The following is a 24,593-nucleotide window of genomic DNA, read 5'->3' on the forward strand; positions in this document are numbered from 1 at the left end:
ACGGAAGCAGTGGGGATGGACCCGATATTGAATAATGGCCCCGTGGCAGCACAGGAACAGGAGCAACGGGTCCTCATCGTCACCGGCCTCAGTGGAGCGGGCCGGTCCTCTGCGGCGAACGCCCTGGAGGACGCCGGGTGGTACGTCGTCGACAACCTGCCGCCGAAGCTGCTGCCCGAGCTGACCCGGATGCTGGGCGCCGCCGGGATCCACAACCTCGCCGCCGTCCTGGACGTCCGCAGCCGTGCCCTCTTCGCTGACGTCATGCCGGCCCTGGCCGAGATCCGGTCGACCGGGCTCGACATCGACCCGGAGATCCTCTTTCTGGAGGCCAACGACGAGGTGATCGTACGACGCCAGGAATCGGCCCGCCGCCCGCACCCGTTGCAGGGCTCCGGCCGGTTGCTCGACGGGGTGAAGGCCGAACGGGCCCAGCTCGGCGCGCTGCGCTCGGTCGCCGACCTGGTCATCGACACCTCCAACCTCAACGTGCACCAGCTGCGCGACCGGGTGTCGCACGCGTACGGCGGGGAGGAGCGGAAGTTCCGCGCCACCATCGTCTCCTTCGGCTTCAAGCACGGTGTGCCGGTCGACGCCGACCTCGTCCTCGACGTACGCTTCCTGCCCAACCCGCACTGGATCCCGGAGCTGCGGCCGATGACCGGGATGGACCAGCCGGTCCGTGACTACGTGCTCTCCCAGGACGGGGCGGGGGACTACCTGGACCGGGTCGAGGGGCTGCTCACCGAGATCGTCATCCCCGGCTACTGCCGCGAGGGCAAATGGCTGATGACCATCGCTGTCGGCTGCACCGGTGGACGCCACCGGTCCACCTCGATGGCCATCGACCTCGGTCGTCGACTGGGCCTGCGGGGCATCCCGACCTCGGTCGTGCACCGGGATGCGGAGCTGCTCTGACATGCTGGCCGCAGATCTGGGATTCGACCGTCGCCCCGCCGTCACGGCACTGGGTGGTGGGCACGGGCTCTTCGCCAACCTCTCCGCCCTGCGGCGGATCACCGACCGGCTCACCGCGGTGGTCACCGTCGCCGACGACGGCGGGTCCTCCGGCCGACTGCGCCGGGAGTTCGACATCCTGCCCCCCGGCGACCTACGGATGGCGCTGGCGGCGCTCTGCGGGGACGACTCCCAGGGCCGGCTGTGGGCGGAGATCCTGCAGTCCCGTTTCGCCGGCCACGGACCGCTCGGCGGGCATGCCATCGGCAACCTGCTGATCGCCGGCCTGTGGCAGAAGGTCGACGCCGTCACCGGCCTCGACATGGTCGCGTCGCTGCTCGGCAGCCGCGGTCGGGTGTTGCCGATGTCCGCCGTCCCGCTGGAGATCGAGGCCGATGTGATCGGCTACGACCCGCTCCACCCCGACGAGATCAGCGTGCTGCAGGGGCAGGCCCGGGTCGCCACCACCCGTGCCGAGGTCGCCGGCATCCGGCTCGTTCCGGAGGGCCCGCCGGCCGTGCCGCAGACCCTCCAGGCGATCCACGAGGCGGATTGGGTCATCCTCGGGCCGGGCTCGTGGTTCACCTCGGTGATCCCACACCTGCTCGTCCCCGACCTCGCCGACGCCCTGGTGCACACCCGGGCCCGCCGCATCCTCACCATGAACCTGCGGCCCTCCGGCGAGACCTCGGGCTTCACGCCGTCGCGTCACCTCGAGGCGCTGGCCGATCACGCCCCGCAGCTGCGGCTCGACGTGGTGCTCGCCGACCCGCGGTTCGTCGGCGACGACCGGGGCCACCTGGAGGGGTTCGCCCAGTCGTTCGGCGCCGAGCTGGTGGTCACCGACATGGCCATGCGCGACGGCACGGCCCGCCACGATCCGCTGCGGCTGGCCGCGGCGTACTCCGAGATCATGGGCCTGTAGCCGGCGTACGGCCCCCCGAACGGGGGTGATCGGGCCCCGGCGGCACTTGGCCTGCGGCCCGCGACCGTCGCTGTGGGAGCATGGGGCAATGGCGATGACCCAACAGGTGAAGGCAGAACTGTCGACGGTCCAGGTCACTCGGACGGCGTCCCGCGTCGCAGAGACGGCGGCGGTGCTCCGCTTCGCCGGCGGTCTGCACCTCGTCGGGGGACGGATCGTCATCGAGGCCGAGCTCGACACCGGAGCGGCCGCCCGCCGGCTGCGGTCCGCCATCCAGGAGGTGTTCGGCTATCCCACCGAGCTGGTGGTGGTCAACGGGTCGGGCCTGCGCAAGGCGACCCGGTACGTCGTCCGGATGACCGCTCACGGCGACGACCTCGCCCGCCGGACCGGTCTGATCGATCCGCACGGTCGTCCGGTCCGGGGGCTTCCGCCGCAGATCGTCGGTGGTGACCTGGAAGCGGCGGTCGCCGCCTGGCGGGGCGCCTTCCTGGCCCACGGGTCGCTGACGGAGCCGGGGCGGTCGATGGCGCTGGAGATCACCTGCCCGGGCCCGGAGTCGGCGCTGGCGCTGGTGGGCGCGGCGCGCCGGGTCGGGATCGGCGCCAAGGCGCGGGTGGTCCGGGAGATCGACCGGGTCGCCATCCGTGACGGTGACGCGATCGCGGCGATGCTCACCCGGCTGGGGGCGCACGAGTCGTTGTTGGCCTGGGAGGAGCGTCGGATGCGCCGGGAGGTGCGGGCCTCCGCCAACCGGCTGGCCAACTTCGACGACGCCAACCTCCGCCGGTCCGCCCAGGCCGCGGTGGCGGCCAGCGCCCGGGTCGGCCGGGCGCTGGAGATCCTCGGCACCGAGGTGCCGGAGCACCTGCGGCGCGCCGGCGAACTGCGGATGGAGAACAAGCAGGCCAGCCTCGAGGAACTCGGCCGGCTGCACGAACCGCCGCTGACCAAGGACGCCATCGCCGGCCGGATCCGCCGCCTGCTCGGGATGGCCGACAAGCGGGCCGTCGAGCTGGGCATCCCGGACACCGAGGCCAGCCTCACCCCGGAGATGCTCGACGAGGAGCAGTGACGGGCGTGAAGGAGCGGTGACGTACGTCCCCGTGGCGTACGACCGTGCATCGAAGGGCCCGGCGAGACCGGGTGCAGGTTCAGCGGGCGGGACCTCAGTAGGCCCGGGGCATCCCGGCGGTGTCCGGGGCCCGGTCGCCGAGGATGTGGGCGACCTGGGTGCGGCCCGCGGTCAGCAGCAGACCGGAGTCGCTGCTCGGGTTGACCATGTCGGCGCCTTCGTCGGCCCAGTACTTCGCCTCGTCGGCGTCGGCGCAGTAGATCGCCATCTTCAGCCCGTGCTGGTGGCTGCGGGCCAGGATGGTGCGCACCATGTCGACGATCTGCGGCGCCATCGGCCCGCCGGCCGTCAGTCCGATGCTGAGGGCGAGATCGTTCGGCCCCACGAAGACGCCGTACAGGCCGGGGGTCGACATGATCGCGTCCATGTTGTCGTACCCCTCCTTCGACTCGATCTGCGGCCAGACCTGGATCACCTTGTCGGCCTCCTGGAAGTACGTCGGGCCGGCGTAGAGGGTGCCGCGGGTCGGGCCGAGCGAGCGAGTGCCCTTCGGCGGATAGAAGCACGCCCGGGACACCGCCTCGGCCTGCTCGCGGGTGGCGACGTCGGGCACGATCACGCCGTACGCCCCGGCGTCGAGCAGCCAGCCGATCTCCCGCGGGTCCTGGCCGGGGGAGCGGACGAACGGGCTCGCCGACCCGGCGGAGACGGCCTGCAGCATCGACATGATCGCGTCGCGGCCGAACATGCCGTGCTGGGCGTCGATCGTCACCGAGTCGAAGCCCGCATGGGAGAGGATCTCGGCGATGTAGGTCGACTCCATGGTGACCCAGGCGTTGACCGCTGTGCGGCCGGAACAGATGGCGTCGTCGACCCTGTTCGTGCGGAGCATCGATGGTCCTCTCGGCATGCGGTGGATCAGGGCCTGTGGCCCGCCGACCGACGTGGTGGCGATGCGACCCCGCCACATCTTATCGGTGATGGGAGGGGGGTACCCCGGGTACCGGGCGGTCAGGGCGGGTTTATAGGCTTGCCTTGTCCGTCAGGGTGGACGGGCTGATCCTCATCCACCAGTCGTCTTTTCTAGGAGACACACATGACCGTCAAGGTTGGCATCAACGGTTTCGGCCGTATCGGCCGCAACTTCTACCGAGCCCTGGTCGCCTCCGGCGCGGATGTCGAGGTGGTCGGCGTCAACGACCTGACCGACAACCAGACCCTCGCCCACCTGCTCAAGTACGACTCGATCCTCGGCCGCTTCGAGGGCGAGATCACGTACGACGACGAGTCGCTCACGGTCAACGGCCACAAGATCATGGCGTACGCCGAGAAGGATCCGGCCGCTCTCCCGTGGGGCGAGATCGGTGCCGACATCGTCATCGAGTCGACCGGCCGCTTCACGGACGCCACCAAGGCCAAGGCCCACCTGGAGGCCGGCGCCAAGAAGGTCATCATCTCCGCCCCGGCGAAGAACGAGGACAAGACCATCGTGATCGGCGTGAACGACGCCGAGTACGACCCGGAGAAGCACACCATCATCTCCAACGCGTCGTGCACCACGAACTGCCTCGCCCCGATCGCCAAGGTGCTGAACGACGAGTTCGGCATCGTCAAGGGCCTGATGACGACCATCCACGCCTACACCGCCGATCAGAACCTGCAGGACGGCCCGCACAAGGACCTGCGCCGCGCCCGCGCCGCCGCCCTCAACATCGTCCCGACCAAGACCGGTGCGGCCCAGGCCGTCGCCCTGGTCCTGCCGGAGCTCAAGGGCAAGTTCGACGGGTACGCCCTCCGCGTCCCGACCCCGACCGGCTCGGTCGTCGACCTGTCCTTCGAGGCCGGCCGCGAGACCACCATCGAGGAGGTCAACGCCGCGGTGAAGAAGGCCGCCGAGGCCAACCCGACGGTGATCGCCTACACCGAGGACCCGATCGTCTCCAAGGACATCGAGACCGACCCGCACTCGACCATCTTCGACTCCGGGCTGACCAAGGTGATCGGCAACCAGGTCAAGATCGTCACCTGGTACGACAACGAGTGGGGCTACTCCAACCGCCTCGTCGACCTGGCCGTCCTGGTCGGCTCCAAGCTCTGAGCTGATCGGTCCCCGGCCGACAGTGCACATCGCAACGGGGTTGGCCATCGGCCAGCCCCGTTGTTCGCACCCGGCCTCGTTGTCGCACCCCGCTGTTCCCACACCCCTGAGGAAGGTACGAAGTGAAGTCAATCGAAGATCTGGGTGATCTCCAGGGCAAGCGGGTCGTGATCCGCTGCGACCTGAACGTTCCCCTGGACGGTGACACCATCACCGACGACGGCCGCATCCGTGCGTCGCTGCCGACCCTCACCGCGCTCCGGGAGGCCGGTGCCAAGGTCGTCGTCCTGGCTCACCTCGGCCGCCCCAAGGGCCAGGTGAACCCCAAGTACTCGCTGGCCCCCGCCGCGAAGCGGATGTCCGAGCTGCTCGGCGTCGCGGTCCCGCTCGCCGGTGATGTCGTCGGCCCGGAGGCCGAGGCACTGGTCGCCCAGATGGCTCCCGGTGACGTCGTGATGCTGGAGAACGTCCGCTACGAGCCGGGCGAGGAGTCCAAGGACGAGGCGGAGCGCCAGGCGCTCGCCGACAAGTACGCCGCCTTCGGCGACGTCTTCGTGTCCGACGGCTTCGGCGTCGTGCACCGCAAGCAGGCCTCGGTCTACGACCTGGCCAAGAAGCTCCCGAACGCCGCGGGCCGACTGGTCAAGGCGGAGATCGACGTCCTCAAGCAGCTCACCGAGGAGCCGGCCCGTCCGTACGTCGTCGTCCTCGGCGGCGCGAAGGTGGCCGACAAGCTCGCGGTGATCGACAACCTGCTGAAGACCGCCGACACCTTGGTGATCGGTGGCGGCATGGCCTACACCTTCCTCAAGGCCAAGGGCTACGAGGTCGGCACCTCGCTCCTCGACGAGGAGAAGGTCGAGGTCTGCAAGGAGTACATGGAGCGTGCCGCGGCCGAGGGCAAGCAGCTCCTGCTGCCCGTCGACACCGTGGTGTCCCCGGCGTTCCCGTCGGGTGACGGCCCGTTCGCGTCGACCGTGATCGACTCGGACAAGCTGCCCGCCGATCAGATGGGCCTCGACATCGGCCCGAAGAGCGCCGCGCTCTTCGCCGAGGCGATCAAGGGCGCCAAGACGGTCTTCTGGAACGGCCCGATGGGTGTGTTCGAGGTGGCCGGCTTCGCCGATGGCACCAAGGCCGTCGCGCAGGCCCTGACCGAGGTCGACGGCCTGTCCGTCGTCGGTGGCGGCGACTCCGCTGCCGCCGTGCGCGAGCTCGGCTTCACCGACGACCAGTTCGGTCACATCTCCACCGGTGGCGGCGCCTCGCTGGAGTACCTCGAAGGCAAGACCCTGCCCGGCCTCGACGTCCTGGGCTGAAGGAGGAATCACTGATGGCAGCACGCAAGCCCCTGATGGCGGGCAACTGGAAGATGAACCTGGACCACTTCGAGGCCACCACCGTGGTGCAGAAGCTGGCCTGGGCCCTGGCGGACGCGAACTACGATCCGGAGCAGTCGGAGGCGGTCGTTCTGACCCCGTTCACCGACATCCGGTCCGTGCAGACGCTGATCGAGTCGGACAAGCTCCCGCTCGGCTTCGGCGCGCAGGACATCTCCGAGCACGATGCGGGTGCGTACACCGGTGAGGTGTCCGCGACCATGCTGAAGAAGCTCAACTGCACGTACGTCGTGGTCGGTCACTCCGAGCGGCGCCAGTACCACGCCGAGACCGACGCGATCGTCAACACCAAGTCCCGCAAGGCGCTCGACGCCGGCATCACGCCGATCGTGTGCGTGGGCGAGGGCCTCGACATCCGCAAGGAAGGGCGCCACGTCGCCTACACCGTCGCCCAGGTCGAGGGTGCGTTCGCCGGCTGGACTGCCGACGAAGTGGCCAAGGTCGTCATCGCGTACGAACCCGTCTGGGCCATCGGCACCGGTGAGGTCGCCACCCCGGCCGACGCCCAGGAGGTGTGCGCGGCGATCCGTGCCAGCCTCGCGACGTCCTTCGGCGCCGATGTCGCCGACGCCGTCCGGGTGCTCTACGGCGGTTCGGTGAAGGCCGGCAACGTCAAGGAGATCATGGCCCAGCCCGACGTCGACGGTGCCCTCGTCGGCGGCGCCAGCCTCAAGGCGGAGGACTTCGCGCCGATCGTCACCTTCTACGCCTGAGCGCAGCACCTGATCCGGCGTCCGTCGGCTGGCGCAGGTCGACGTACGCCGGCTGGCGTGCGGCACGGGGATTGTGCCGCGGCCCGGGTCCTCAGGCCCGGGTCATCAGGCCCGAGGCGGGTGCCCGGTTCGCCGGGTGCCCGCCTCTGTCGTGTCCGAACGGTTCCCGTGATGCTCGGGGAGCATCGCTGAACGGACAGACACATTTGCAGAGCTCTACATTTCGCCCGTGCAAAGTTGCGCGTCATTCGGCACCTTTGCACGGGCGAGAGTGCTCACTGTTCTCAGCGTGGGAAGGATGGGCGTTCCCTACCTATGCCCCGGGAAGGACGGGCGTTCCCTACCTATGCCCGGGGAAGAATGGGCGCTCGCTGTCCACACTCCATCGGGCGCGGACGAGGCCATCCACAGAAATGGCCGTAGCGATCCTGTCGCCGCGTACGCGTCTCACCCTTCAGACATGAGACCGCTTGCTCGTCCGTCCGACACTCTGTCCGGCATCATCCGCAGCCAGAACGGCATCATCACTGTACGTCAGGCGCTCGACGAGGGGTTCCCGTACGCCTCCATCCGTCGTCAGGTCCGCTCCGGCAACTGGCAGCGTCTGACGCAGGGGGTCCTGCTGGCCGGCCAGGCCGACCCCACCCTGGAGCAGCTCTGTGCCGTCGGCGTGATCCGGGGCGGTGCGAGCGCCGCCATCGGGGGCTGGGCCGGTGCCGGACTCTGCGGACTCAGGGTGACAAGCGAGTTGCCGACAACCATCGACGTCTGGGTGCCTGAGGGGCACAACCGGCGCCCGACAGGCAGCTGGCGCTTCCATGAGGACGGCCAAGGGAGGCTGGCCGGTGCCTCCGGACGGCCACCGGTCATCTCCGTCGAGCATCTGATCTGTGACCTGACCATCGATCTCAACGAAACCGAGATCATCGACCTGGTGACCAACTGCCTGAGCCGGCGTCTGACGGACGAACGTACGCTCATCGCGGTGGTGGACCGTCGGCCGCGACTGTCAGGGCGCAGGTTCCTCATTGACCTTCTGCACGACAGCGGAGGTCTCGACAGCGTCCTCGAGTATCGGTTCGACGATCGGGTGCTCAAGCCCCACGATCTCCCGACGGGAGCACGGCAGGCGGCCCGATCCGGCTTCTTCCATGACCTCCTGTACGAGGCATTCGCGCTCATCATCGAACTGGATGGGCGGCTGGGGCACACGGGGTCGGCGAAGTTCCGCGACTTTCGACGTGACAATGTCGGCGCGGTGAACGGTCGAGTGACCCTGCGCTACGGCTGGGACGACGTCATGTCCCGACCATGTGCCGTGGCCGGCGAGCTTGCCACCGTGCTCCGCAGGCAGGGTTGGCAGGGCCGTCGTGCCTACTGTCCCCGTTGTCGATGACTCCTGATGCGGAAGTCGGGTGCCTGATAGTGGTGTAGCGCGGGTTGCCGGGATCGTCCTCGAGTGTGTGGTGCGGCGGGCTCACGGGTGACCCGTGCCGGGTGTCGCGTGGCTCGTGGACTCGTCTCCTGTGGATGGACGTGAGGTGGCTCTCATCCCTGTGGACAAGTCGTCTCAGGGGCTTGTTGTGGACCACCTGTGCGACAGGCTGTGCGGAGCGCGAGTCGAAGGGGATGAGACGTGGCGTCGAGACGTGTCTGCGGGTTGATGGTGGCGTGGGTGATGGTCGGTGCTGCCGGCTTGTTGGCCGGTTGTGGCGGTGGTCCTGGGGTGGCGCCGAGTCCGACGCCGTCCTATTCGTGTACGCCGGATCCAGGGGGCGCGCCGTGTACGCCAGAGCTGGCTGCGGCGCAGGCTGAGGAGGCCAAGGCGTACGAAGAGGCGATCTTCGTGTACCAGGAGTTCACCAAGGAGCGAAGCAGGGTCGCGATGGCGGGTGGGAGTCCCACGCCTACGCCGACGATGGAACGGTTGGCTTCAGGATCCTATCTTGAGATCATCTCATCGTTTCTGGCGTCGGATTATTCGGAAGGGGTGTCTTCCAGTCGACCGGTGGAAATCGTCTACGTGCACGGAATGAACTATTCGGGAGACTCGTTGCAGTTGAAGGTCTGTGAGGATGGGACAAAGATCGAGAACCTTGATCGGCAGGGTCATTCTCTAGGAATGGGAAGCAAGGGAGTTATCCTTCTGGACCTCAGTCGCATGGAGGGGCAGTGGGTGATCGTGAGGGGAATCTCGTTGGAGGGGGAGTCGTGTATGTGAGAGCCGGCGGGATTGTCGTTCTTGCAGGTGTTCTCATGTTGTCTGTCCGGCCGGATGTGGCCCACGCGTCCCCCGTCCTTACGGACACTTTCAGAGATCAGTTTGTGGAGCTGTCCGATGATCAATCAGCAATTGGCACCGTTCGCAGTGGCGGTGTCCCGGTTAAGGGGGTAGGTGAATCTCGGGATGGTGCTGGCGGGTCCGCGGGGCCTTCATCTCCAAGGTTCCATTCTAGAATCGAGTGGCGGGCGGGTGTTGATCCGTCGTCGGTGTCGGGTGAGGAGTTGCGTCGGCGGTTGTTGGAGCATCAGCGGGCGTATTTGGGGTTGACGGATTCGTCGGATTTTCGGTGGAACAATGTGGTTCCGTTGGATCCGCCATCGGTGGGGGCGGTCGATCCGGCGGTGCTCGCGCGGCAGGCATCGGCGACGTTGCGGCTTCCCGGGCAGACGGTGCGGGTCGGGCCGGATCCGTCGTTGAATGAGTGGAACATGCTGGCGGTCGGGTTTCCGGTCTGGTTGTGGTGGGAGGGTGACAGCACGACCAGTCAGACGGTCACTCTGGACGGTGTGAGGCTGGAGATGGTTGCTCGTCGTCAGTCGTCGTCGTTCGAGATGGGTGACGGCACCACTGAGACGTGCGCGGTGTCGACGCCGTGGGTGGCGGGGGCGCGGCCGCCGGGGTCTCCGTCGCCGACGTGTGGTCATGTCTATACGGAGCCGGGTGTTTACACGATCACCGCGACGCATCACTGGCAGTTGTCGTGGACGGCGTTGGGCCGGTCGGGGGTGTTGCCGATGTCGAACACGTCGTCGGCCGAGCTTGAGGTCGGGGAGCTGGCCGCCGTCATCGTCGAACGCTGACGACCCGGGCAAAGGACGCATCTGGTGTCGGCATCGGAACGGGGTTCATGACGCCTCCAGAGCAGGCGGTTGTTTCCGGCTTGGCGTCGTACACCACTCTGTCGGGGATCACTGGCATCCCTGTGATGTCCACTTACCGCGCCCGTGTCGGCTACTGATGATGCTGACCGGACCCGGCCCGGCCACCTCAATGCAGGACTGACCACTCCGGGCATCTCACGCATAATCGGCCAGCTCTACGTTTCGCCCGTGCAGACGTGTGCGTCATTCAGCAACTTTGCACGGGCGAAACCACCCAGCAGGCGAGTGTCAATGAAGGTTGACATACACTCACCTGTCAACTACGGTTGACGCATGACCGATGACGTGACGCTGGTGCGGGAGGCCGCCGGGGACGACCCGGGGCGAGGGCTGCGTGCGGTCCGGTCGCTGCGGGTCCTGGCGGATCGTCTGGAGGCGCTCCAGGTGGCGCGGGCGCGGCGGCTGGGCTGGTCGTGGCAGGACATCGCCGACGAACTCGGCGTTTCCCGCCAGGCGGCGCACAAGAAGCATGGGAGACACGATGTTTGAGCGATTCACCGAGGAGGCTCGTCGGGTGGTTCGGCGTGCGGAAGGTGTGGCCGACGAGCTCCGATCCGCTGAGATCGGCCCAGGGCATCTGCTGGTCGCCCTGGTGGAGACCTCGCCCGCGGTGCGGACTGCGCTCGTCGCCAGCGGCGCCGACCCTAGGGCCGTCATCGCGACGGGGCGTGAGGTGCTGCGGGCCGGCGGCCTGGACTCGGAAGCCTTGGCGAGTCTGGGTGTCGATCTGGAGCAGGTCCGCCAGCAGGCGGACGCCGTGTTCGGCGACGGCGCACTGGATCGGGTCGGACGGGGTGGGACCGGACGGTCGAGATTCGATCGCAACGCCAAGAAGACTCTCGAACTCGCGCTGCGGGAGACGATCCGCCTGCAGGACCGGACCATCGAGTCGCGCCATCTCTGTCTGGCCGTGCTCAGGGAGGGTGGCGAGGGCCGAGTCGTGCTGGAGCGGTCCAGCGTGGACTCGGCGACGCTACGGTCCGCTCTGGAGACGCCACAGCCGCCGACGTCGGCGTGATGAGAGGCCCGCGCGGCGGATCGTTGTCGTACGGTGGCTGGTGGCTGGTAGCAGTACCACCGGTGAGATCGTCGGCTCGTACGGTGCTGCTACTGGTGACCGGGCCGGGGGCTGAGATCGACGGCGATCGGCGTCGTCCGTGGTGACCGCCGTTTTCTGAGCGGGATCACTGCTGGGTTAGGGTTGTCGTCATGTGGTGGCCCATCCTGACGCTCTCCATCGTGCTCGTGGTCCTGAGCGTGATCCTGACCGGGTTCATTCTTCTGCACAAGAACCGTGGTGGTGGGTTGTCCGACCTGTTCGGTGGTGGCATGTCCACCTCGATGGGCGGATCCTCGATGGCCGAACGCAACCTCGACCGACTGACCCTCGTCATCGGCATCATCTGGTTGGCGTGCATCGTCGCGCTGCTGGTCCTCTACCGGCTCCATCCGGGCCTGTGACCGGCCGTACGACAAGTTTCTGGGACAGGGAGAACAACAAGTGATCGGTGGTAGCGCGATCCGCGGGAGCCGCGTCGGGGCCGGACCGATGGGGGAGGCCGATCGCGGCGATGCCGCCCCGCGCCGGTACGTCTCCTACTTCTGCGCGAACGGGCACGAGACCCGGCCGGCCTTCGCGGCCGAGGCCGAGATCCCGGTGGAGTGGGACTGCCCGCGGTGCGGGCTCCCGGCGAACACTGACGAGCTCAACCCGCCCCCGCCGCCCAGGACTGCGGTCTACAAGACCCACCTCGCGTACGTGAAGGAGCGTCGCTCCGACGACGAGGCCAAGGAGATCCTCGCCGAGGCGCTGCAGTCGCTGCGTGCCCGGCGCGCCGCAGGCGAGGTCATCTACTGATCTCTGGGCTGACCCCGCCGCGGGCCAGTGACGAGCGCCGCCGGGCCCGATGCCTGGCGGCGCTTTGTCGTCCCTGGGGCCTTGCCGGCGAGGCCGGTCGGCTGCTGCGCTCAACCGACCGCCGCGCCGCGGTGCTGGCCGACCCAACGGCCGACCTCGCCCGTGGTCAGGCCAGCGTCGCGCCGCGGTCAGGCCAGCGTCGCGCCGCGCCGGGACAGGTCGAGGGCGCACTGGCCGTTCTGGCGGACCATCTCGGCCAGCACCTCGGCCAGCACCACGTCGTCGTCCATCCGGCGCAGTTCCTCGGTGATCAGTTCGTCGACGTTGCGACGCCGCAGGGCCACCTTGCGCTCGGGCTGACCGGGCATCCGGTAGGCGGTGTCATCGAGGCCGGTGCGGACGATCTCGACCGCTCCCGCCGGGGTCTGCAGCCGGGCGGCGGTGATGCCGGGGCCGGCGGTCTGGATCACGGTGACCTCGACGCCCAGTTTGAGCCCGAGCCAGGCGGCGAGCAGACTCGCGGGGGCGTTGTCGGTGCCGGCCTCGACGGTGGCGGAGGTGACCGGCTGGCGGACCTGGTCGAGGGCGGCGGCGAGCAGCGCCCGCCACGTCGTCGTACGGGTCCAGGCGAGGTCGGTGTCGCCGGCCGAGTGGTAGTACGCCCGGTCGATGATCGCCTGGGTCGGGTTCACCGCGCCGAGGGCATCGGTGATCCGACGATTGGCCAGCTTGCCGATCCGGTCGGTGAGCAGGTCCTCGGGGGCCTCATTGGGCCACCACACCACCACCGGCAGATCGGGGACCAGGAGCGGGCGCAGCACCGAGCCGGGGTGTTCCACGGTCCGCCCCCGCATCGTGATCACGATGACGTCGCCGCGCGCCTCGGTCTCGGTCGCGGTGTGGATCGAGGCGTCCAGCCCGTCCGGGGCCTCCGGGTCGCGGATCACGATGAGGATCCGCGAGGGGTGCTCGCGGTTGGCGGCCAGCGCGGCGTTGTAGGCCTCCCAGTAGTCGTCGCGGTCGGTGGCGACGATGAACGTGTGCACCATGCCGCTGCCGGCGTTGCCCATCTCGTGGTGGTGGTGGAGCAGGGCGCCGGACACCTTGCTGGCGGTGGTGTTCTTCATTTCGATGGTCATGTCGACTCCTCCTCAGCAGCGGATGGTCAGGGCCGGCGCCAGGCGACGCCGTCGCGGGCGAGCATCTCCCGGGCGGATGCCGGCCCCCAGGTGCCGGGCCGGTAGATCTCGGGCTGGGTGTTCAGGCCGGCCCAGTAGTCGAGCACCGGGTCGAGGATCCGCCAGGACTCCTCGACCTCCCGGCTGCGCGGGAACAGCGGCGGATCGCCGAGCAGCACGTCCAGGATCAGGCGTTCGTACGCCTCGGGGCTGGACTCGGTGAAGGAGGATCCGTACTCGAAGTCCATGTTGACCTCGCGGACCTCCATCTGTGTGCCGGGCGCCTTGGCACCGAACCGCAGGGTGACCCCCTCCTCGGGCTGGATCCGCAGCACCAGGGCGTTCGCCCCGAGGGTGGAGGTGTCGTGCGCGTTGAACGGGACGAACGGCAGGTGCTTGAACTGCAGCGCGATCTCGGTGACCCGGGTCGGCATCCGCTTGCCGGTCCGCAGGTAGAACGGGACCCCGGCCCAGCGCCGGTTGTGCACATCGACGCGGATCGCGGCGTACGTCTCGGTGGTGGAGTCGGCCGGAATGCCGTCCTCCTCCAGGTAGCCCTTGACGAGCTCGCCGCCGGACCAGCCGCCGTCGTAGATGCCGCGGGCGGTGTGCTGGTCGAACCGGCGGGTGGCGCTGGTGGCCTCGAGCACCTTCTCCTTCTCGGCCCGCAGGGCGTCGGCGCCCATCCCGGTCGGCTCCTCCATCGCGGTGAGCGCGAACAGCTGCAGCAGGTGGTTCTGGATCACGTCCCGGGCCGCCCCGACGCCGTCGTAGTAGCCGGCCCGCCCGCCGATGCCGATGTCCTCGGCCATGGTGATCTGGACGTGCGACAGGTAGTTGTTGTTCCACAGCGGCTCGAACATGGTGTTCGCGAAGCGGAGGGCCAGCAGGTTCTGCACGGTCTCCTTGCCCAGGTAGTGGTCGATCCGGAACACCTGGTTCTCCTGGAAGGCCGACGACACCACCCGCTCCAGCTGCTGGGCGCTGGTCAGGTCGTGGCCGAACGGCTTCTCGATCACCACCCGCTTCCAGGAGGTGTCGGACTGCTCGGCCAGGCCGTGCTTCTTCAGCTGGTCGATCACCACCTCGAAGAATTTCGGCGGCACCGACAGGTAGAATGCGTGATTGCCGCCGGTGCCCTGGGTGCGGTCCAGGTCCTCCAGGGTCGTCTTCAGCCGGTCGAACGCCTCGTCATCGGTGAACTCGCCCTGGACGAAGCGGATGCCCGCCAGCAGCTGCTGCCAGACCTCCTCGCGGTAGGGCGTCCGGGCGTGCTCGCGGACCGCCTCACCGACCACCTGGGCGAAATCCTGGTCCACCCAGTCGCGGCGGGCGAAGCCGACGAAGGCGAACCCCGGCGGCAGCAGCCCCCGGTTGGCCAGGTCATAGACGGCGGGCATCAGCTTCTTGCGGGCCAGGTCGCCGGTGACGCCGAACATCACCAGGACCGAGGGGCCGGCGATCCGGGGCAGCCGCCGGTCACGCTCGTCGCGCAGTGGATTGAGATAGCGGGAGACATCCTGTGGCGGTGCCACCACAGCGCTGTCCTGGGTCATTGTTCTCCTTCACGTCGAGGCGTCCACGTCGGAGGGTCGTCCCCACCGCAGATTTGCTTCAGTGTTCAACAACTCTAGTGTTCACCACCAGGGCGACCGGGAGCCGTCCCGCTGGGGGCATGGCGTCGTGTCCGTCAATCAGTCAATCAGAGTGTCCGTCAGTCAGCTGGTGTCCGCAGCCGGGGACGCCACAGGGGCCGGCACCCATCGTGCCAGCCCCTGCGTTCCCTCGGTGAGGGTCAGGCCCACTGCGTCCCTCGGTGAGGGTCAGGCCCACTGCGTCCCTCGGTGAGGGTCAGGCGTCGTCGAGGGCGGTCCGGACCGTCTCGATTAGCTCGTTCCAGGAGACGATGAACTTCTCCACGCCCTCGGTCTCCAGCACCCGGTAGACGTCGTCCAGGTCGATCCCGGCGGCCGTCAGTGCGTCGAAGACCTCCTGGGCCTCGGCGTAGTGACCGGTGATGGTGTCCGGCTGGGTCTCCCCGTGGTCGGCGAAGGCCATCATCGTCTTCTCCGGCATCGTGTTGACGACACCGTCGACGACCAGGTCGGCGACGTACATGGTGTCCGGGTAGGCCGGGTTCTTCACGCCGGTCGAGGCCCACAGCGGTCGCTGCGGGTTGGCGCCCCGGGCCGCCAGCGCCTGCCAGCGGTCGGAAGCGATGGTCTCCTCGAACAGCTTGTACGCCAGCCGGGCGTTGGCCAGGCCGGCCCGTCCGGCGAGCGACGCGTCCGCCCCGGCGGCCTGCAGCCGCTTGTCGATCTCGGTGTCCACCCGGGACACGAAGAACGAGGCGACCGAGTGGATCGTCGACAGGTCCTTGCCGGCCGCCGCGGCCTGCTCCAGACCGGCGACGTACGCGTCGATGACCTGCTGGTAGCGCTCGACGGAGAAGATCAGCGTGACGTTGACGCTGATGCCCGCGGCGATCGTCGCGGTGATCGCCGGCAGGCCCGCGAGGGTGGCCGGGATCTTGATCAGCACGTTTTCCCGGTCGACCGCCGCATGCAGCTCGGCGGCCTGGGCCACGGTGGCCTCGGTCTCGTTCGCCAGGCGGGGGTCGACCTCGATCGACACCCTGCCGTCGAAGCCCTTGGAGGCGGCGTACAGGTCGGTGAAGAGATCGCAGGCGGCGCGGACGTCGTCGGTGGTGGCGGCCCGGATGACTGCGTCCACGTCGGCGCCGGCGGCCTTGAGCTCGCGCACCTGGGCGGCGTACGCATCACCGTGCGACATCGCGCCGGCGAAGATCGTCGGGTTGGTGGTGACCCCGCTCACCGAGTCGTTGTCGATGAGATCCTTGAGATTGCCCGAGGTCAGCCGGGCGCGGGACAGGTCGTCGAGCCAGATGGACACCCCGGCGTCGGCCAGGGACTTCAGTCGTGCATTCATGGTGCTCCTTGGTGAGGATGCCGGAGGGGGATCAGGCGCCGAGACGGGCCGGGCCGGAAGCCGCCCGACGGTTCGTCAGCGCAGGGCCCGCGGCCGCGGCGGCCAGCGACTCCTTGGCCGCGGCGACGACGGCCTCGGCGGTGATGCCGAACTTCTCGAACAGCAGGCCGCCGGCGGCCGAGGCTCCGTAGTGGTCCAGGCCGACCGTACGACCGGCGTCGCCGACCAGTTCGCTCCAGCCCAGCGGCAGACCGGCCTCGACGGCCACCCGCGCGCGGACGTCGGTCGGCAGCACGGCATCGCGGTAGGTGTCGTCCTGCTCGTCGAACCACTCACGGCACGGCATGGAGACGACGCGGGCCTTGACGCCTTCGCCGGCCAGCTGCTCCTGGGCGGCCAGTGCCAGCTGGACCTCGGAGCCGGTGCCGATCAGGATGACGTCCGGAGTGCCCTCGCAGTCCTTGAGGACATAGCCGCCCTTGGCCGTCTCGGTGGCCGGGGCGTACCCGTCGGTGCCGCGCGGCACGATCGGCAGGTTCTGCCGCGACAGCACCAGGGCCGCCGGCCGATCGTTGTGGCGCAGGATCTGGGCCCAGGCCTGGGCGGTCTCGTTCGCGTCGGCGGGACGTACGACGTCGAGGCCGATGATGGCGCGGTAGGCGGCCAGGTGCTCGATCGGCTGGTGGGTCGGGCCGTCCTCGCCGACACCGATGGAGTCGTGGGTCCACACGTAGGTGACCGGCAGCTTCATCAGGGCCGCGAGCCGGACCGCACCGCGCATGTAGTCGGAGAACACGAAGAACGTGCCGCCGTAGACGCGGGTGTCGCCGTGCGCGGCGATGCCGTTGAGGATCGACCCCATGGCGTGCTCGCGGATGCCGAAGTGCAGCACCCGACCGTACGGGTTGCCGGTGAACTTCTTCGACTGCCGGTTCTCCGGCAGGAAGCTGGGCTGCCCGTCGGGGGTGGTGTTGTTGGAACCGGCGAGGTCGGCCGAGCCGCCCCACAGCTCGGGCAGCACCGGGGCGAGAGCGGACAGCGTCTTGCCCGAGGCGGCACGGGTGGCGATGCCCTTGGCGTCGGCGGCGAAGGTCGGCAGCGCCTCCTCCCAGCCCGCCGGCAGGTCCTTGGCGGCCAGCCGGTCGAAGAGGGCCTTGTTCTCCGGGTTGGCCGCGGCCCAGGCGTCGAACGCCTGCTGCCATGCCTGGTGGGCCGCCTGGCCACGGGCGACCAGACCGCGGGTGTGCGCCAGCACCTCGTCCTCGACGATGAAGTGCTGGTCGGGGTCGAAGCCGAGCAGCTCCTTGGTGGCGCGGATCTCGTCCTCGCCGATCGCGGAACCGTGCACGCCGCCGGTGCCCTGCTTGTTCGGGGCCGGCCAGCCGATGATGGTCCGCAGCCGGATGAACGACGGCTTGTCGGTGACCGCCTGGGCGGCGAGGATCGCCCGGTGCAGGCCCTCGACGTCCTCGACGTAGTCCTCGCCGGGCTTGCGCCAGTCGAGCGTCTGCACGTGCCAGCCGTACGCCTGGTAGCGCTGGGCGACGTCCTCGTTGAACGCGATGACCGTGTCGTCCTCGATCGAGATCTCGTTCTCGTCATAGATCACGATCAGGTTGCCGAGCTGCTGGGTGCCGGCGATCGAGGAGGCCTCGCCGGAGACGCCCTCCTCCAGGTCGCCCTCCGAGCAGATCACGTACACCCGGTGGTCGAAGGGGGACGTGCCGGGGGCCGCGTCGGGGTCGAACAGGCCGCGCTCGCGGCGGGCGGCCATCGCCATGCCGACGGCGTTGCTGATGCCCTGGCCCAGCGGGCCGGTGGTGGTCTCGATCCCGGCGGTGTGGCCGTACTCGGGGTGACCGGGGGTCTTCGAGCCCCAGGTGCGGAGCGCCTCGAGGTCGGACAGCTCGAGCCCGAAACCGCCGAGGTAGAGCTGGACGTACTGGGTGAGGGAGGAGTGGCCCGCGCTCAGCACGAAGCGGTCACGGCCGACCCAGGCGGTGTCGCTCGGGTCGTGCCGCATGATCTTCTGGAACAGCGTGTACGCGACGGGAGCGAGGCTCATCGCCGTGCCCGGGTGGCCGTTGCCCACCTTCTGGACGGCGTCGGCGGCCAACAATCGTGACGTGTTCACCGCCTTCTCGTCGGAAGCGCTCCATTCCAGGGCACTGGTGGTGGAGGTAACGGTCATTCTGCGTCCTTTCGGCCAACCCTTCGGGACGTCCCGGCGTAGGGTGTCCCCGACATCACACCCCTGAGCCTACGCACGTCCCACGAGCGGTCGTCACCGGGCTGCCGTGAGATCGTCGCCCGCACCGGCCGGGGCGGGACGTGCGTGCCCCTCGGTCGTGTGCCGGCGATGGAACCGACACTGGGTGCGGCGCGCCTTCGCAGGTAGGGTGAGCCGAGCAGGTCCGGGGGTCGCGGACCTCCGGAAGGGAAATGTGTCAGTAGTGGACGCCCAGTCGAGGCCGGACTCCCCGGATGCAGGAGCTCTCACGGCCCCCGCGCGCGCCGGATTCATGGATGTCGTCGGGGCGTACGTACGGCTCACGAAACCTCGGGTCATCGAACTGCTGCTGATCACCGCCGTGCCGGCCATGTTCTTGGCCGCCCGCGGTCTGCCGAACTGGCAGGACGTGCTGGTGGTGCTGATCGGTGGGTACGCCGCAGCCGGCTCGGCCAATGTCTTCAACAACGTGTACGACCGCGACATCGACGAGCAGATGCGCCGGACCCGGCGACGGCCGATCCCGCGTCACGAGATCTCCGGTCCGGCGGCGCTGGCCTTCGGCGTGGTCCTCGGGATCGTCGCGCTCGCGGTGCTCGGCCTGGGGGGCAACCTGTTGTCCGGCGCGCTGGGTCTGGCCGCGATCCTCTTCTACGTCTTGGTCTACACCATGGTGCTGAAGCGGCGGACCGCCCAGAACATCGTCTGGGGCGGCATCGCCGGCTGCTTCCCGCCGCTGATCGCGTGGACGGTGGTGACCGGCTCGATCGGCTGGGCGCCGCTGGTGATGTTCCTCATCGTCTTCTTCTGGACCCCGCCGCACACGTGGGCGCTGGCGATCCGCTACCGCGAGGACTACGCGACGGTCGACGTGCCGATGCTGCCGGTGGTCCGGCCGGCCCGAGTGGTCGCCGACCAGATCCTCGTCTACTCCGTGATCACCGTGGTGGTCACCCTGGTGCTGTGGCCGGTCGGGGGCACCGGCTGGCTCTATCCGGCCGTCGCCCTCGCGGGCGGGGCGGCCTTCCTCGGTGAGGCGATCGCGCTGTGGCGACGGGCTCGTCGTGGCCTGACCGACGCCGCGCTCAAGCCGATGCGACTGTTCCACTGGTCGAATTCCTACCTGGCGCTGGTCTTCCTCGCCCTGGCGATCGATCCGCTGATCTTCTGACTCTGTCGTCCGTGCTGCGTCCCGCCGGGTGACTCCGCCGGACGTCGGCGGCGAGTGCTTCGCAATCGTCCCGGAGCGTCGGATGGTCCGGTGGTGTGGTTTCTCGTACATCCTGTGGAATAATTGCGCGCAGGTCGGGGCGCCGCCGGTGCCCCGGGCCGGTGAGGCAGTGCCCGTGGTGACAGCGCGGGCCCCGCTCCCTGAGACCGCGACGACCGGATCGACCGCGGCGGGGTAGGCGGGCCGCCGTCTCCCGGAGACCACCAGCTTTGTGACGCGTCGTGTGTCGTCCGCCCGCCGAACCATCGGTGCCGGCGCCGGAGACCCGCCGCGACACCTGTCACCGGTGCGGACGCCGCACCGGGTGAAGGAGAGCCATGCTCGAGAACGAGCAGACCGCCGCATCGTCGGCCGATACTGCACTTCCGCTTGATACTGCACGTCCGCTCGACGACGGACTGCCGAAGCCGCCGGCGGGACGCCGGTCCCGTCGCCGCCCTGCCGGACCGCCCGCGGAGGCCGCTGCGCCGGCCGAGCGGACCGCCGAGGTGGCGCCGGTCGAGACCCCAGCTGCCGAGGTGGTTGCCGCGGAGCCGGTCGAGGAGGCCGAGACTGCCCCGGCCGCTGAGTTCGTTGCCGCTGAGCCGGAGGTCGCCGCCGACGAGTCCGCCGTCGAGGCGGATGCCGAGGCGAACGAGTTGATCGAGATCGAGGCGGTGGCCGAGCACGCCGACGAGGCCGCCACCGAGCAGCCCGACGACGAGACCGAAGCCACCCATGAGACCACCGCGCTCGAGGCCGAGGCTGAGCCGACCGAGGGCGAGGACGAAGAGGCCGACGAGGGCGAGGAGACCCAGGCGTCCACGGCGCCCCGTCGTCGTCGGCGCCGCCGTGGGGGCCGTCGACGCCATGGGGGAGAGGGCGGCCAGGCGACCGCTGACACCGAGGAGTCCGACGAGACGACCGAGGGCGAGCAGCCCGTCGCTGTCGGCCAGGCCGCTCCGGAGGCCGCTGCCGAGGGCGTCGCGAGCGAGACCACCACGGCGGAAGCCGCCACGACCGAAGGCACTACCGAGCAGGGTGAGGCCGCCGCTGACCAGACCGCGGTCGCCGAGCAGGCCGAGGCCGCCGAGCAGGGCGAGGGGGAGGCTGCCTCCTCCGGGTCGTCCCGTCGGCGTCGGCGTCGGCGCCGCCGTCGCGGTGAGGATGCCAGCACCGGGTCCGAGGACGATCCGCCCGAGGTCGTCGTCAAGGTGCGCGAGCCCCATGCGGCTGCCGGCGATCAGATCCGCGCCGTCGAGGGGTCGACCCGTCTGGAGGCCAAGCGTCAGCGCCGTCGGGAAGGACGCGCCGCGGGCCGCCGCCGCGCACCGATCGTGTCCGAGTCGGAGTTCCTGGCCCGGCGGGAGTCCGTCACCCGCCAGATGGTGGTGCGCCAGGGCGAGGAGTACTCCCAGATCGCCGTCCTCGAGGACGGCGTGCTCGTCGAGCACTACGTCGACCGGGAGTCGTCCTCCTCGCTGATCGGCAACATCTACCTCGGCAAGGTCCAGAACGTCCTTCCGTCGATGGAGGCCGCGTTCATCGACATCGGCCGCGGCCGCAACGCCGTGCTCTACGCCGGTGAGGTCGACTGGGACGCGTACGGTTCCGGCCACTCCGAGCGGCGGATCGAGAACGTCCTGAAGTCCGGCCAGACCGTCGTCGTGCAGGTGACCAAAGACCCGGTCGGGGCCAAGGGTGCCCGACTGACCAATCACGTCTCCCTGCCGGGTCGGTACGTGGTGTACGCCCCGGGCGGCCACCTGTCCGGCATCTCCCGCAAGCTGCCCGACGTCGAGCGTAAGCGGCTGAAGCACATCCTCGCCGAACTGATCGAGGAGGGCGCCAGCGTCATCGTCCGTACGGCGGCCGAGGGTGCCACCCAGGAACAGCTCGTCCACGACGTCAGCCGGCTCAAGTCGCAGTGGGACACCATCGAGAACCGTGCCAAGCACGGCGGGGCGCCGCAGCTGCTCTACAGCGAGCCCGACCTGACGATCCGTACGGTCCGCGACCTCTTCACCGAGGACTTCGCCGAGCTCATCGTCGACGGTGACGGCGAGGACGACGACGCGTACGACACCCTTGCGGACTACTTGACCCACACCGCGCCGCACCTGGCGGATCGGGTCGTCCACTGGGACCGTGCGGCGAAGGGCGACGTCTTCGCGCACTACCGCCTCGACGAGCAGATCGCCAAGGCACTGGAACGCAAGGTGCACCTGCCGTCCGGCGGTTCGCTGGTCATCGACCGCACCGAGGCGATGACCGTCATCGACGTCAACACCGGCAAGTTCACCGGCCACGGCGGCAATCTCGAGGCCACCGTCACGGCGAACAACCTGGAGGCGGCCGAGGAGATCGTCCGTCAGCTGCGGCTGCGTGACGTCGGCGGCATCATCGTCATCGACTTCATCGACATGGTGTTGCCGAGCAACCGCGAGCTGTTGCTGCGCCGGCTGGTGGAGTGCCTCGGCCGGGATCGTACGCGTCACCAGGTCTCCGAGGTGACCAGCCTCGGGCTGGTGCAGCTGACCCGCAAGAAGATCGGCACCGGTCTGGCCGAGGCGTTCACCGAGCCGTGCGAGGTGTGCAACAACCGCGGCTACCTGATTCACGACATGCCGGTGGCCACCCAGGCGCCGGCCGACGGCGGTGACCGACAGGGCCGCAACAGCCGCAAGCGCAGCCGTGGCAAGTCGACCGGACAGGCCTCCGTGCCGACCCCGGCCCCGGCCAAGGAGACCGAGACCGAGCAGGTCTCCGTCGAGGCCCGGGCGGCGGCACAGGCGGCGATGAACGCTGTGGCGCACGCCGGGTCCAAGCCGAAGGTGGCCGAGCCGGCCGTCGAAGCCGAGGATCGTACGGCTCCCGCCGCTCCGGCCACGGAGGGACACCTCGAGCAGGCGACGGAGACCGCGGTCGAGGCCGTGGCCGAGGCGCTGACCGGCGCCGGCACGAGCTCGCGGTCGCGGCGCTCCAGCCGATCGCGGGGGAGCCGTCGCCCGGCCGGGGCGCCGGGTGCCGCGGCCGAGGAGGTGTCGTCCGCGGCCGGGTCGTCCGAGCCTGTGTCGTCCGATACGGGCGAGGCTCGGACAGCGGTGCCGCAGCCGGTCGCGGCCGAGGCGAGGGTGACGCCGCTGCCTGAGGCTCCCGCGACGGTGCCCGCCACCGAGGCCCCGGCCAGCGGCGGCACGGCTCCGGCCGACGCCCTGGCGGAGATCGTCGCGGCGCTGGTCGCCGGCGGTGAGGAGGCTCCGGCGCTGATCGACGCGGCCCCGGCGGAGGCACCGGCGGCGAAGAAGTCGACGACCCGCACGTCCGCGGCGAAGAAGTCGACCGCCAAGACGACTGCGAAGAAGTCGACCGCCAGGAAGGCCACGGCCAAGAAGGCTGCCAGCGGGAAGGCCCCCGCCGAGGCGGCTGTCGAGAAGGCGGTCACCGAAGCAGCTCTCGAGACCGTGACCGTGGTGACGCCGGAGGACGCGCCGGCGGTCGAGAAGCCCGCCGCGAAGAAGGCGGCGGCCAGGAAGACGACAGCCAAGAAGGCGACGGCCAAGAAGGCGACGGCACGGAAGACGACGAAGCGGGCCGCCGCCACTCCGGCGACCGAACAGCCGGTCACCGGTCAGGCGGCCGAGCCGGACGCGGCGTCCCCGACCAGCACGGAGTCCACGGAGGCTGCTGCCACGTCGCGGCGTACGACCACCAGGAGCACCCGGAAGACGGCGGCGAAGGCCACCTCCGGGTCAGGCACCCGCAGCCGGGCCCGCAAGGCCGCCGCCGACCCGACGGACGCCCCGGCGGCGCTCTCGACGGACGCTCCGGTGCAGGACGCCTTCGTGCCGGCACCGGTGACCGAGCCGGTGCAGGACGCCTTCGTGCCCGTCCAGCCCGTGCTCGACCCGCCCGAGGGCGGTTCGGACCACTGATCGGTTGATCGGTTTGACCGGGACGTCCCCGACTGCGTAGTCTTGATCCTCGGCGCATTCAGGACCTCAGGGCTTCGCAGCCGGGGGCGTTCCGATCGCCGCACGACGGATTGAGGGCAGCCGGGTCGACGACCCGTGCTGCGTACGTCTCCGGGCCCCCGCGCGGGATGCGGGCACGGCGGGACACGGTCCGGGTGAGACAGATTCGACGAAGAGAGAAGGTTCAGGCGTGTACGCGATCGTGCGCAGTGGCGGCCGCCAGCACAAGGTTGCCGTGGGTGATGTTGTCGAGATCGACAAGGTCGCCGACGAGGTCGGTTCCACCGTTCAGCTCCAGCCGCTGCTGCTGGTCGACGGCGAGACCGTGACCTCGGATGCGGACGCCCTCGGCAAGGTCGAGATCACCGCCGAGGTGCTCGCCGAGACCAAGGGCCCGAAGATCCGGATCCTGAAGTTCAAGAACAAGACCGGTTACACCAAGCGCCAGGGGCACCGTCAGCGGTACACCCAGGTCAAGGTCACCGACATCAAGGCCTGAGGGAGGACCGAGCATGGCACACAAGAAAGGCGCGTCCTCGACGCGCAACGGTCGTGATTCCAACGCGCAGCGCCTCGGCGTGAAGCGTTTCGGTGGCGAGTCCGTCAACGCGGGGGAGATCATCCTGCGCCAGCGCGGCACCCACTTCCACCCCGGTGACGGCGTGGGCCGCGGCAAGGACGACACCCTGTTCGCCCTGGTCCCCGGCAAGGTCGAGTTCGGCACCCGTCGCGGGCGTCGCGTGATCAACGTCAAGCCGGTGGAGGTCGCCGCTGTCGCCGAGTGAGCGACACTGGCACCACCAGCAACGGAAGGGCCGCCCCTGCGGGGGCGGCCCTTCCCGCATTCACCCCGCCGTCACC

Annotated in this window: 21 protein-coding genes and 1 pseudogene; 17 read left to right on the forward strand and 5 right to left on the reverse strand. The window is 69.4% G+C overall.

Annotated features, from left to right (window positions below; translation table 11 throughout):
- The first annotated feature begins 15 nt into the window (after positions 1-15).
- The 3 genes from rapZ (at position 16) to whiA (ending at position 2,957) form a co-directional block, all read left to right on the forward strand.
- Positions 16-918 (forward strand): RNase adapter RapZ, encoded by a 903-nt coding sequence (gene rapZ, locus R0146_RS10425; protein ID WP_317692382.1) that lies wholly within the window; start codon positions 16-18, stop codon positions 916-918.
- Between the two features lies 1 nt (position 919).
- A complete protein-coding gene (locus R0146_RS10430; protein ID WP_317689380.1) occupies positions 920-1,882 on the forward strand; it encodes a gluconeogenesis factor YvcK family protein in 963 nt (320 codons plus the stop codon).
- Positions 1,883-1,970: 88 nt separating this feature from the next.
- The gene (gene whiA, locus R0146_RS10435) at positions 1,971-2,957 is read left to right on the forward strand and encodes a DNA-binding protein WhiA (protein ID WP_317689382.1); all 987 of its coding nucleotides are present in this window, start codon (positions 1,971-1,973) and stop codon (positions 2,955-2,957) included.
- Positions 2,958-3,051: 94 nt separating this feature from the next.
- On the opposite strand, the gene R0146_RS10440 is transcribed toward whiA, so the two are convergent.
- The gene (locus tag R0146_RS10440; protein ID WP_317689384.1) at positions 3,052-3,849 is read right to left on the reverse strand and encodes an HpcH/HpaI aldolase family protein; all 798 of its coding nucleotides are present in this window, start codon (positions 3,847-3,849) and stop codon (positions 3,052-3,054) included.
- Between the two features lie 204 nt (positions 3,850-4,053).
- Here R0146_RS10440 and gap point away from each other — a divergent pair, with 204 nt between their 5' ends.
- From gap to R0146_RS10490, 10 genes are all read left to right on the forward strand, one after another.
- Positions 4,054-5,055 carry a type I glyceraldehyde-3-phosphate dehydrogenase gene (gene gap, locus R0146_RS10445; protein WP_317689386.1) on the forward strand — a complete coding sequence of 334 codons (1,002 nt, stop codon included), beginning with the start codon at positions 4,054-4,056 and terminating at the stop codon, positions 5,053-5,055.
- A gap of 122 nt (positions 5,056-5,177) precedes the next feature.
- Positions 5,178-6,374 carry a phosphoglycerate kinase gene (locus tag R0146_RS10450; protein WP_317689388.1) on the forward strand — a complete coding sequence of 399 codons (1,197 nt, stop codon included), beginning with the start codon at positions 5,178-5,180 and terminating at the stop codon, positions 6,372-6,374.
- Between the two features lie 14 nt (positions 6,375-6,388).
- Positions 6,389-7,168: a triose-phosphate isomerase gene (gene tpiA / locus R0146_RS10455; protein WP_317689390.1), complete on the forward strand. Its 780-nt coding sequence runs from the start codon at positions 6,389-6,391 to the stop codon at positions 7,166-7,168.
- 298 nt (positions 7,169-7,466) lie between these two features.
- Positions 7,467-8,564 (forward strand): type IV toxin-antitoxin system AbiEi family antitoxin domain-containing protein, encoded by a 1,098-nt coding sequence (locus R0146_RS10460; RefSeq protein WP_317689392.1) that lies wholly within the window; start codon positions 7,467-7,469, stop codon positions 8,562-8,564.
- A 240-nt stretch (positions 8,565-8,804) separates the two neighbouring features.
- Positions 8,805-9,389, forward strand: a complete 585-nt coding sequence (locus R0146_RS10465; RefSeq protein WP_317689395.1) for a hypothetical protein — start codon at positions 8,805-8,807, stop codon at positions 9,387-9,389.
- A gap of 296 nt (positions 9,390-9,685) precedes the next feature.
- Positions 9,686-10,252: a hypothetical protein gene (locus tag R0146_RS10470; RefSeq protein ID WP_317689397.1), complete on the forward strand. Its 567-nt coding sequence runs from the start codon at positions 9,686-9,688 to the stop codon at positions 10,250-10,252.
- A 354-nt stretch (positions 10,253-10,606) separates the two neighbouring features.
- Complete coding sequence (locus R0146_RS10475; RefSeq protein WP_317689399.1) at positions 10,607-10,822, forward strand: helix-turn-helix domain-containing protein; 216 nt, start codon at positions 10,607-10,609, stop codon at positions 10,820-10,822.
- Complete coding sequence (locus tag R0146_RS10480) at positions 10,815-11,351, forward strand: Clp protease N-terminal domain-containing protein (protein WP_317689401.1); 537 nt, start codon at positions 10,815-10,817, stop codon at positions 11,349-11,351. The genes R0146_RS10475 and R0146_RS10480 overlap by 8 nt, the downstream gene beginning before the upstream one ends.
- A 191-nt stretch (positions 11,352-11,542) precedes the next feature.
- Positions 11,543-11,794: a preprotein translocase subunit SecG gene (gene secG / locus R0146_RS10485; protein ID WP_317689402.1), complete on the forward strand. Its 252-nt coding sequence runs from the start codon at positions 11,543-11,545 to the stop codon at positions 11,792-11,794.
- Between the two features lie 40 nt (positions 11,795-11,834).
- Positions 11,835-12,191: an RNA polymerase-binding protein RbpA gene (locus R0146_RS10490; RefSeq protein ID WP_317689404.1), complete on the forward strand. Its 357-nt coding sequence runs from the start codon at positions 11,835-11,837 to the stop codon at positions 12,189-12,191.
- 188 nt (positions 12,192-12,379) lie between these two features.
- On the opposite strand, the gene R0146_RS10495 is transcribed toward R0146_RS10490, so the two are convergent.
- The 4 genes from R0146_RS10495 to tkt all read right to left on the reverse strand — a co-directional run bounded on the left by R0146_RS10495 (position 12,380) and on the right by tkt (position 18,509).
- Positions 12,380-13,330 (reverse strand): glucose-6-phosphate dehydrogenase assembly protein OpcA, encoded by a 951-nt coding sequence (locus tag R0146_RS10495; protein ID WP_317689407.1) that lies wholly within the window; start codon positions 13,328-13,330, stop codon positions 12,380-12,382.
- A 26-nt stretch (positions 13,331-13,356) separates the two neighbouring features.
- Positions 13,357-14,925 (reverse strand): glucose-6-phosphate dehydrogenase, encoded by a 1,569-nt coding sequence (zwf, locus tag R0146_RS10500; RefSeq protein WP_317689409.1) that lies wholly within the window; start codon positions 14,923-14,925, stop codon positions 13,357-13,359.
- A 295-nt stretch (positions 14,926-15,220) separates the two neighbouring features.
- Entirely contained in the window at positions 15,221-16,318 is a 1,098-nt protein-coding gene (tal, locus tag R0146_RS10505) for a transaldolase (RefSeq protein ID WP_317689411.1), read from the reverse strand.
- A 31-nt stretch (positions 16,319-16,349) separates the two neighbouring features.
- Positions 16,350-18,509, reverse strand: coding sequence for a transketolase (gene tkt, locus R0146_RS10510; RefSeq protein ID WP_317689413.1), 2,160 nt, complete (start codon positions 18,507-18,509; stop codon positions 16,350-16,352).
- A gap of 208 nt (positions 18,510-18,717) precedes the next feature.
- Between tkt and R0146_RS10515 the strand changes: the two genes are divergently transcribed.
- From R0146_RS10515 to rpmA, 4 genes and pseudogenes are all read left to right on the forward strand, one after another.
- A complete protein-coding gene (locus R0146_RS10515) occupies positions 18,718-19,719 on the forward strand; it encodes a heme o synthase (protein ID WP_411567140.1) in 1,002 nt (333 codons plus the stop codon).
- 377 nt (positions 19,720-20,096) lie between these two features.
- Positions 20,097-22,472 (forward strand): annotated as a pseudogene (locus R0146_RS10520) (Rne/Rng family ribonuclease); the annotation flags it as partial.
- 1,450 nt (positions 22,473-23,922) lie between these two features.
- On the forward strand, positions 23,923-24,231 hold the full coding sequence (gene rplU / locus R0146_RS10525; RefSeq protein WP_317689415.1) for a 50S ribosomal protein L21: 309 nt from the start codon (positions 23,923-23,925) through the stop codon (positions 24,229-24,231).
- A gap of 13 nt (positions 24,232-24,244) precedes the next feature.
- Positions 24,245-24,517, forward strand: coding sequence for a 50S ribosomal protein L27 (gene rpmA / locus R0146_RS10530; protein ID WP_317689417.1), 273 nt, complete (start codon positions 24,245-24,247; stop codon positions 24,515-24,517).
- Positions 24,518-24,593 lie beyond the last annotated feature (76 nt).

Source organism: Raineyella sp. LH-20 (assembly GCF_033110965.1).
Taxonomy (GTDB): Bacteria; Actinomycetota; Actinomycetes; order Propionibacteriales; family Propionibacteriaceae; genus Raineyella.

Coding starts and splice junctions, on each gene's coding strand:
- rapZ (WP_317692382.1), top strand. CDS start 16: ATGGACCCGATATTGAATAATGGCCCCGTGGCAGCACAGGAACAGGAG.
- R0146_RS10430 (WP_317689380.1), top strand. CDS start 920: ATGCTGGCCGCAGATCTGGGATTCGACCGTCGCCCCGCCGTCACGGCA.
- whiA (WP_317689382.1), top strand. CDS start 1,971: ATGGCGATGACCCAACAGGTGAAGGCAGAACTGTCGACGGTCCAGGTC.
- R0146_RS10440 (WP_317689384.1), bottom strand. CDS start 3,849: ATGCTCCGCACGAACAGGGTCGACGACGCCATCTGTTCCGGCCGCACA.
- gap (WP_317689386.1), top strand. CDS start 4,054: ATGACCGTCAAGGTTGGCATCAACGGTTTCGGCCGTATCGGCCGCAAC.
- tpiA (WP_317689390.1), top strand. CDS start 6,389: ATGGCAGCACGCAAGCCCCTGATGGCGGGCAACTGGAAGATGAACCTG.
- R0146_RS10460 (WP_317689392.1), top strand. CDS start 7,467: ATGGGCGTTCCCTACCTATGCCCCGGGAAGGACGGGCGTTCCCTACCT.
- R0146_RS10475 (WP_317689399.1), top strand. CDS start 10,607: ATGACCGATGACGTGACGCTGGTGCGGGAGGCCGCCGGGGACGACCCG.
- R0146_RS10480 (WP_317689401.1), top strand. CDS start 10,815: ATGTTTGAGCGATTCACCGAGGAGGCTCGTCGGGTGGTTCGGCGTGCG.
- secG (WP_317689402.1), top strand. CDS start 11,543: ATGTGGTGGCCCATCCTGACGCTCTCCATCGTGCTCGTGGTCCTGAGC.
- R0146_RS10495 (WP_317689407.1), bottom strand. CDS start 13,330: ATGACCATCGAAATGAAGAACACCACCGCCAGCAAGGTGTCCGGCGCC.
- zwf (WP_317689409.1), bottom strand. CDS start 14,925: ATGACCCAGGACAGCGCTGTGGTGGCACCGCCACAGGATGTCTCCCGC.
- tal (WP_317689411.1), bottom strand. CDS start 16,318: ATGAATGCACGACTGAAGTCCCTGGCCGACGCCGGGGTGTCCATCTGG.
- tkt (WP_317689413.1), bottom strand. CDS start 18,509: ATGACCGTTACCTCCACCACCAGTGCCCTGGAATGGAGCGCTTCCGAC.
- rpmA (WP_317689417.1), top strand. CDS start 24,245: ATGGCACACAAGAAAGGCGCGTCCTCGACGCGCAACGGTCGTGATTCC.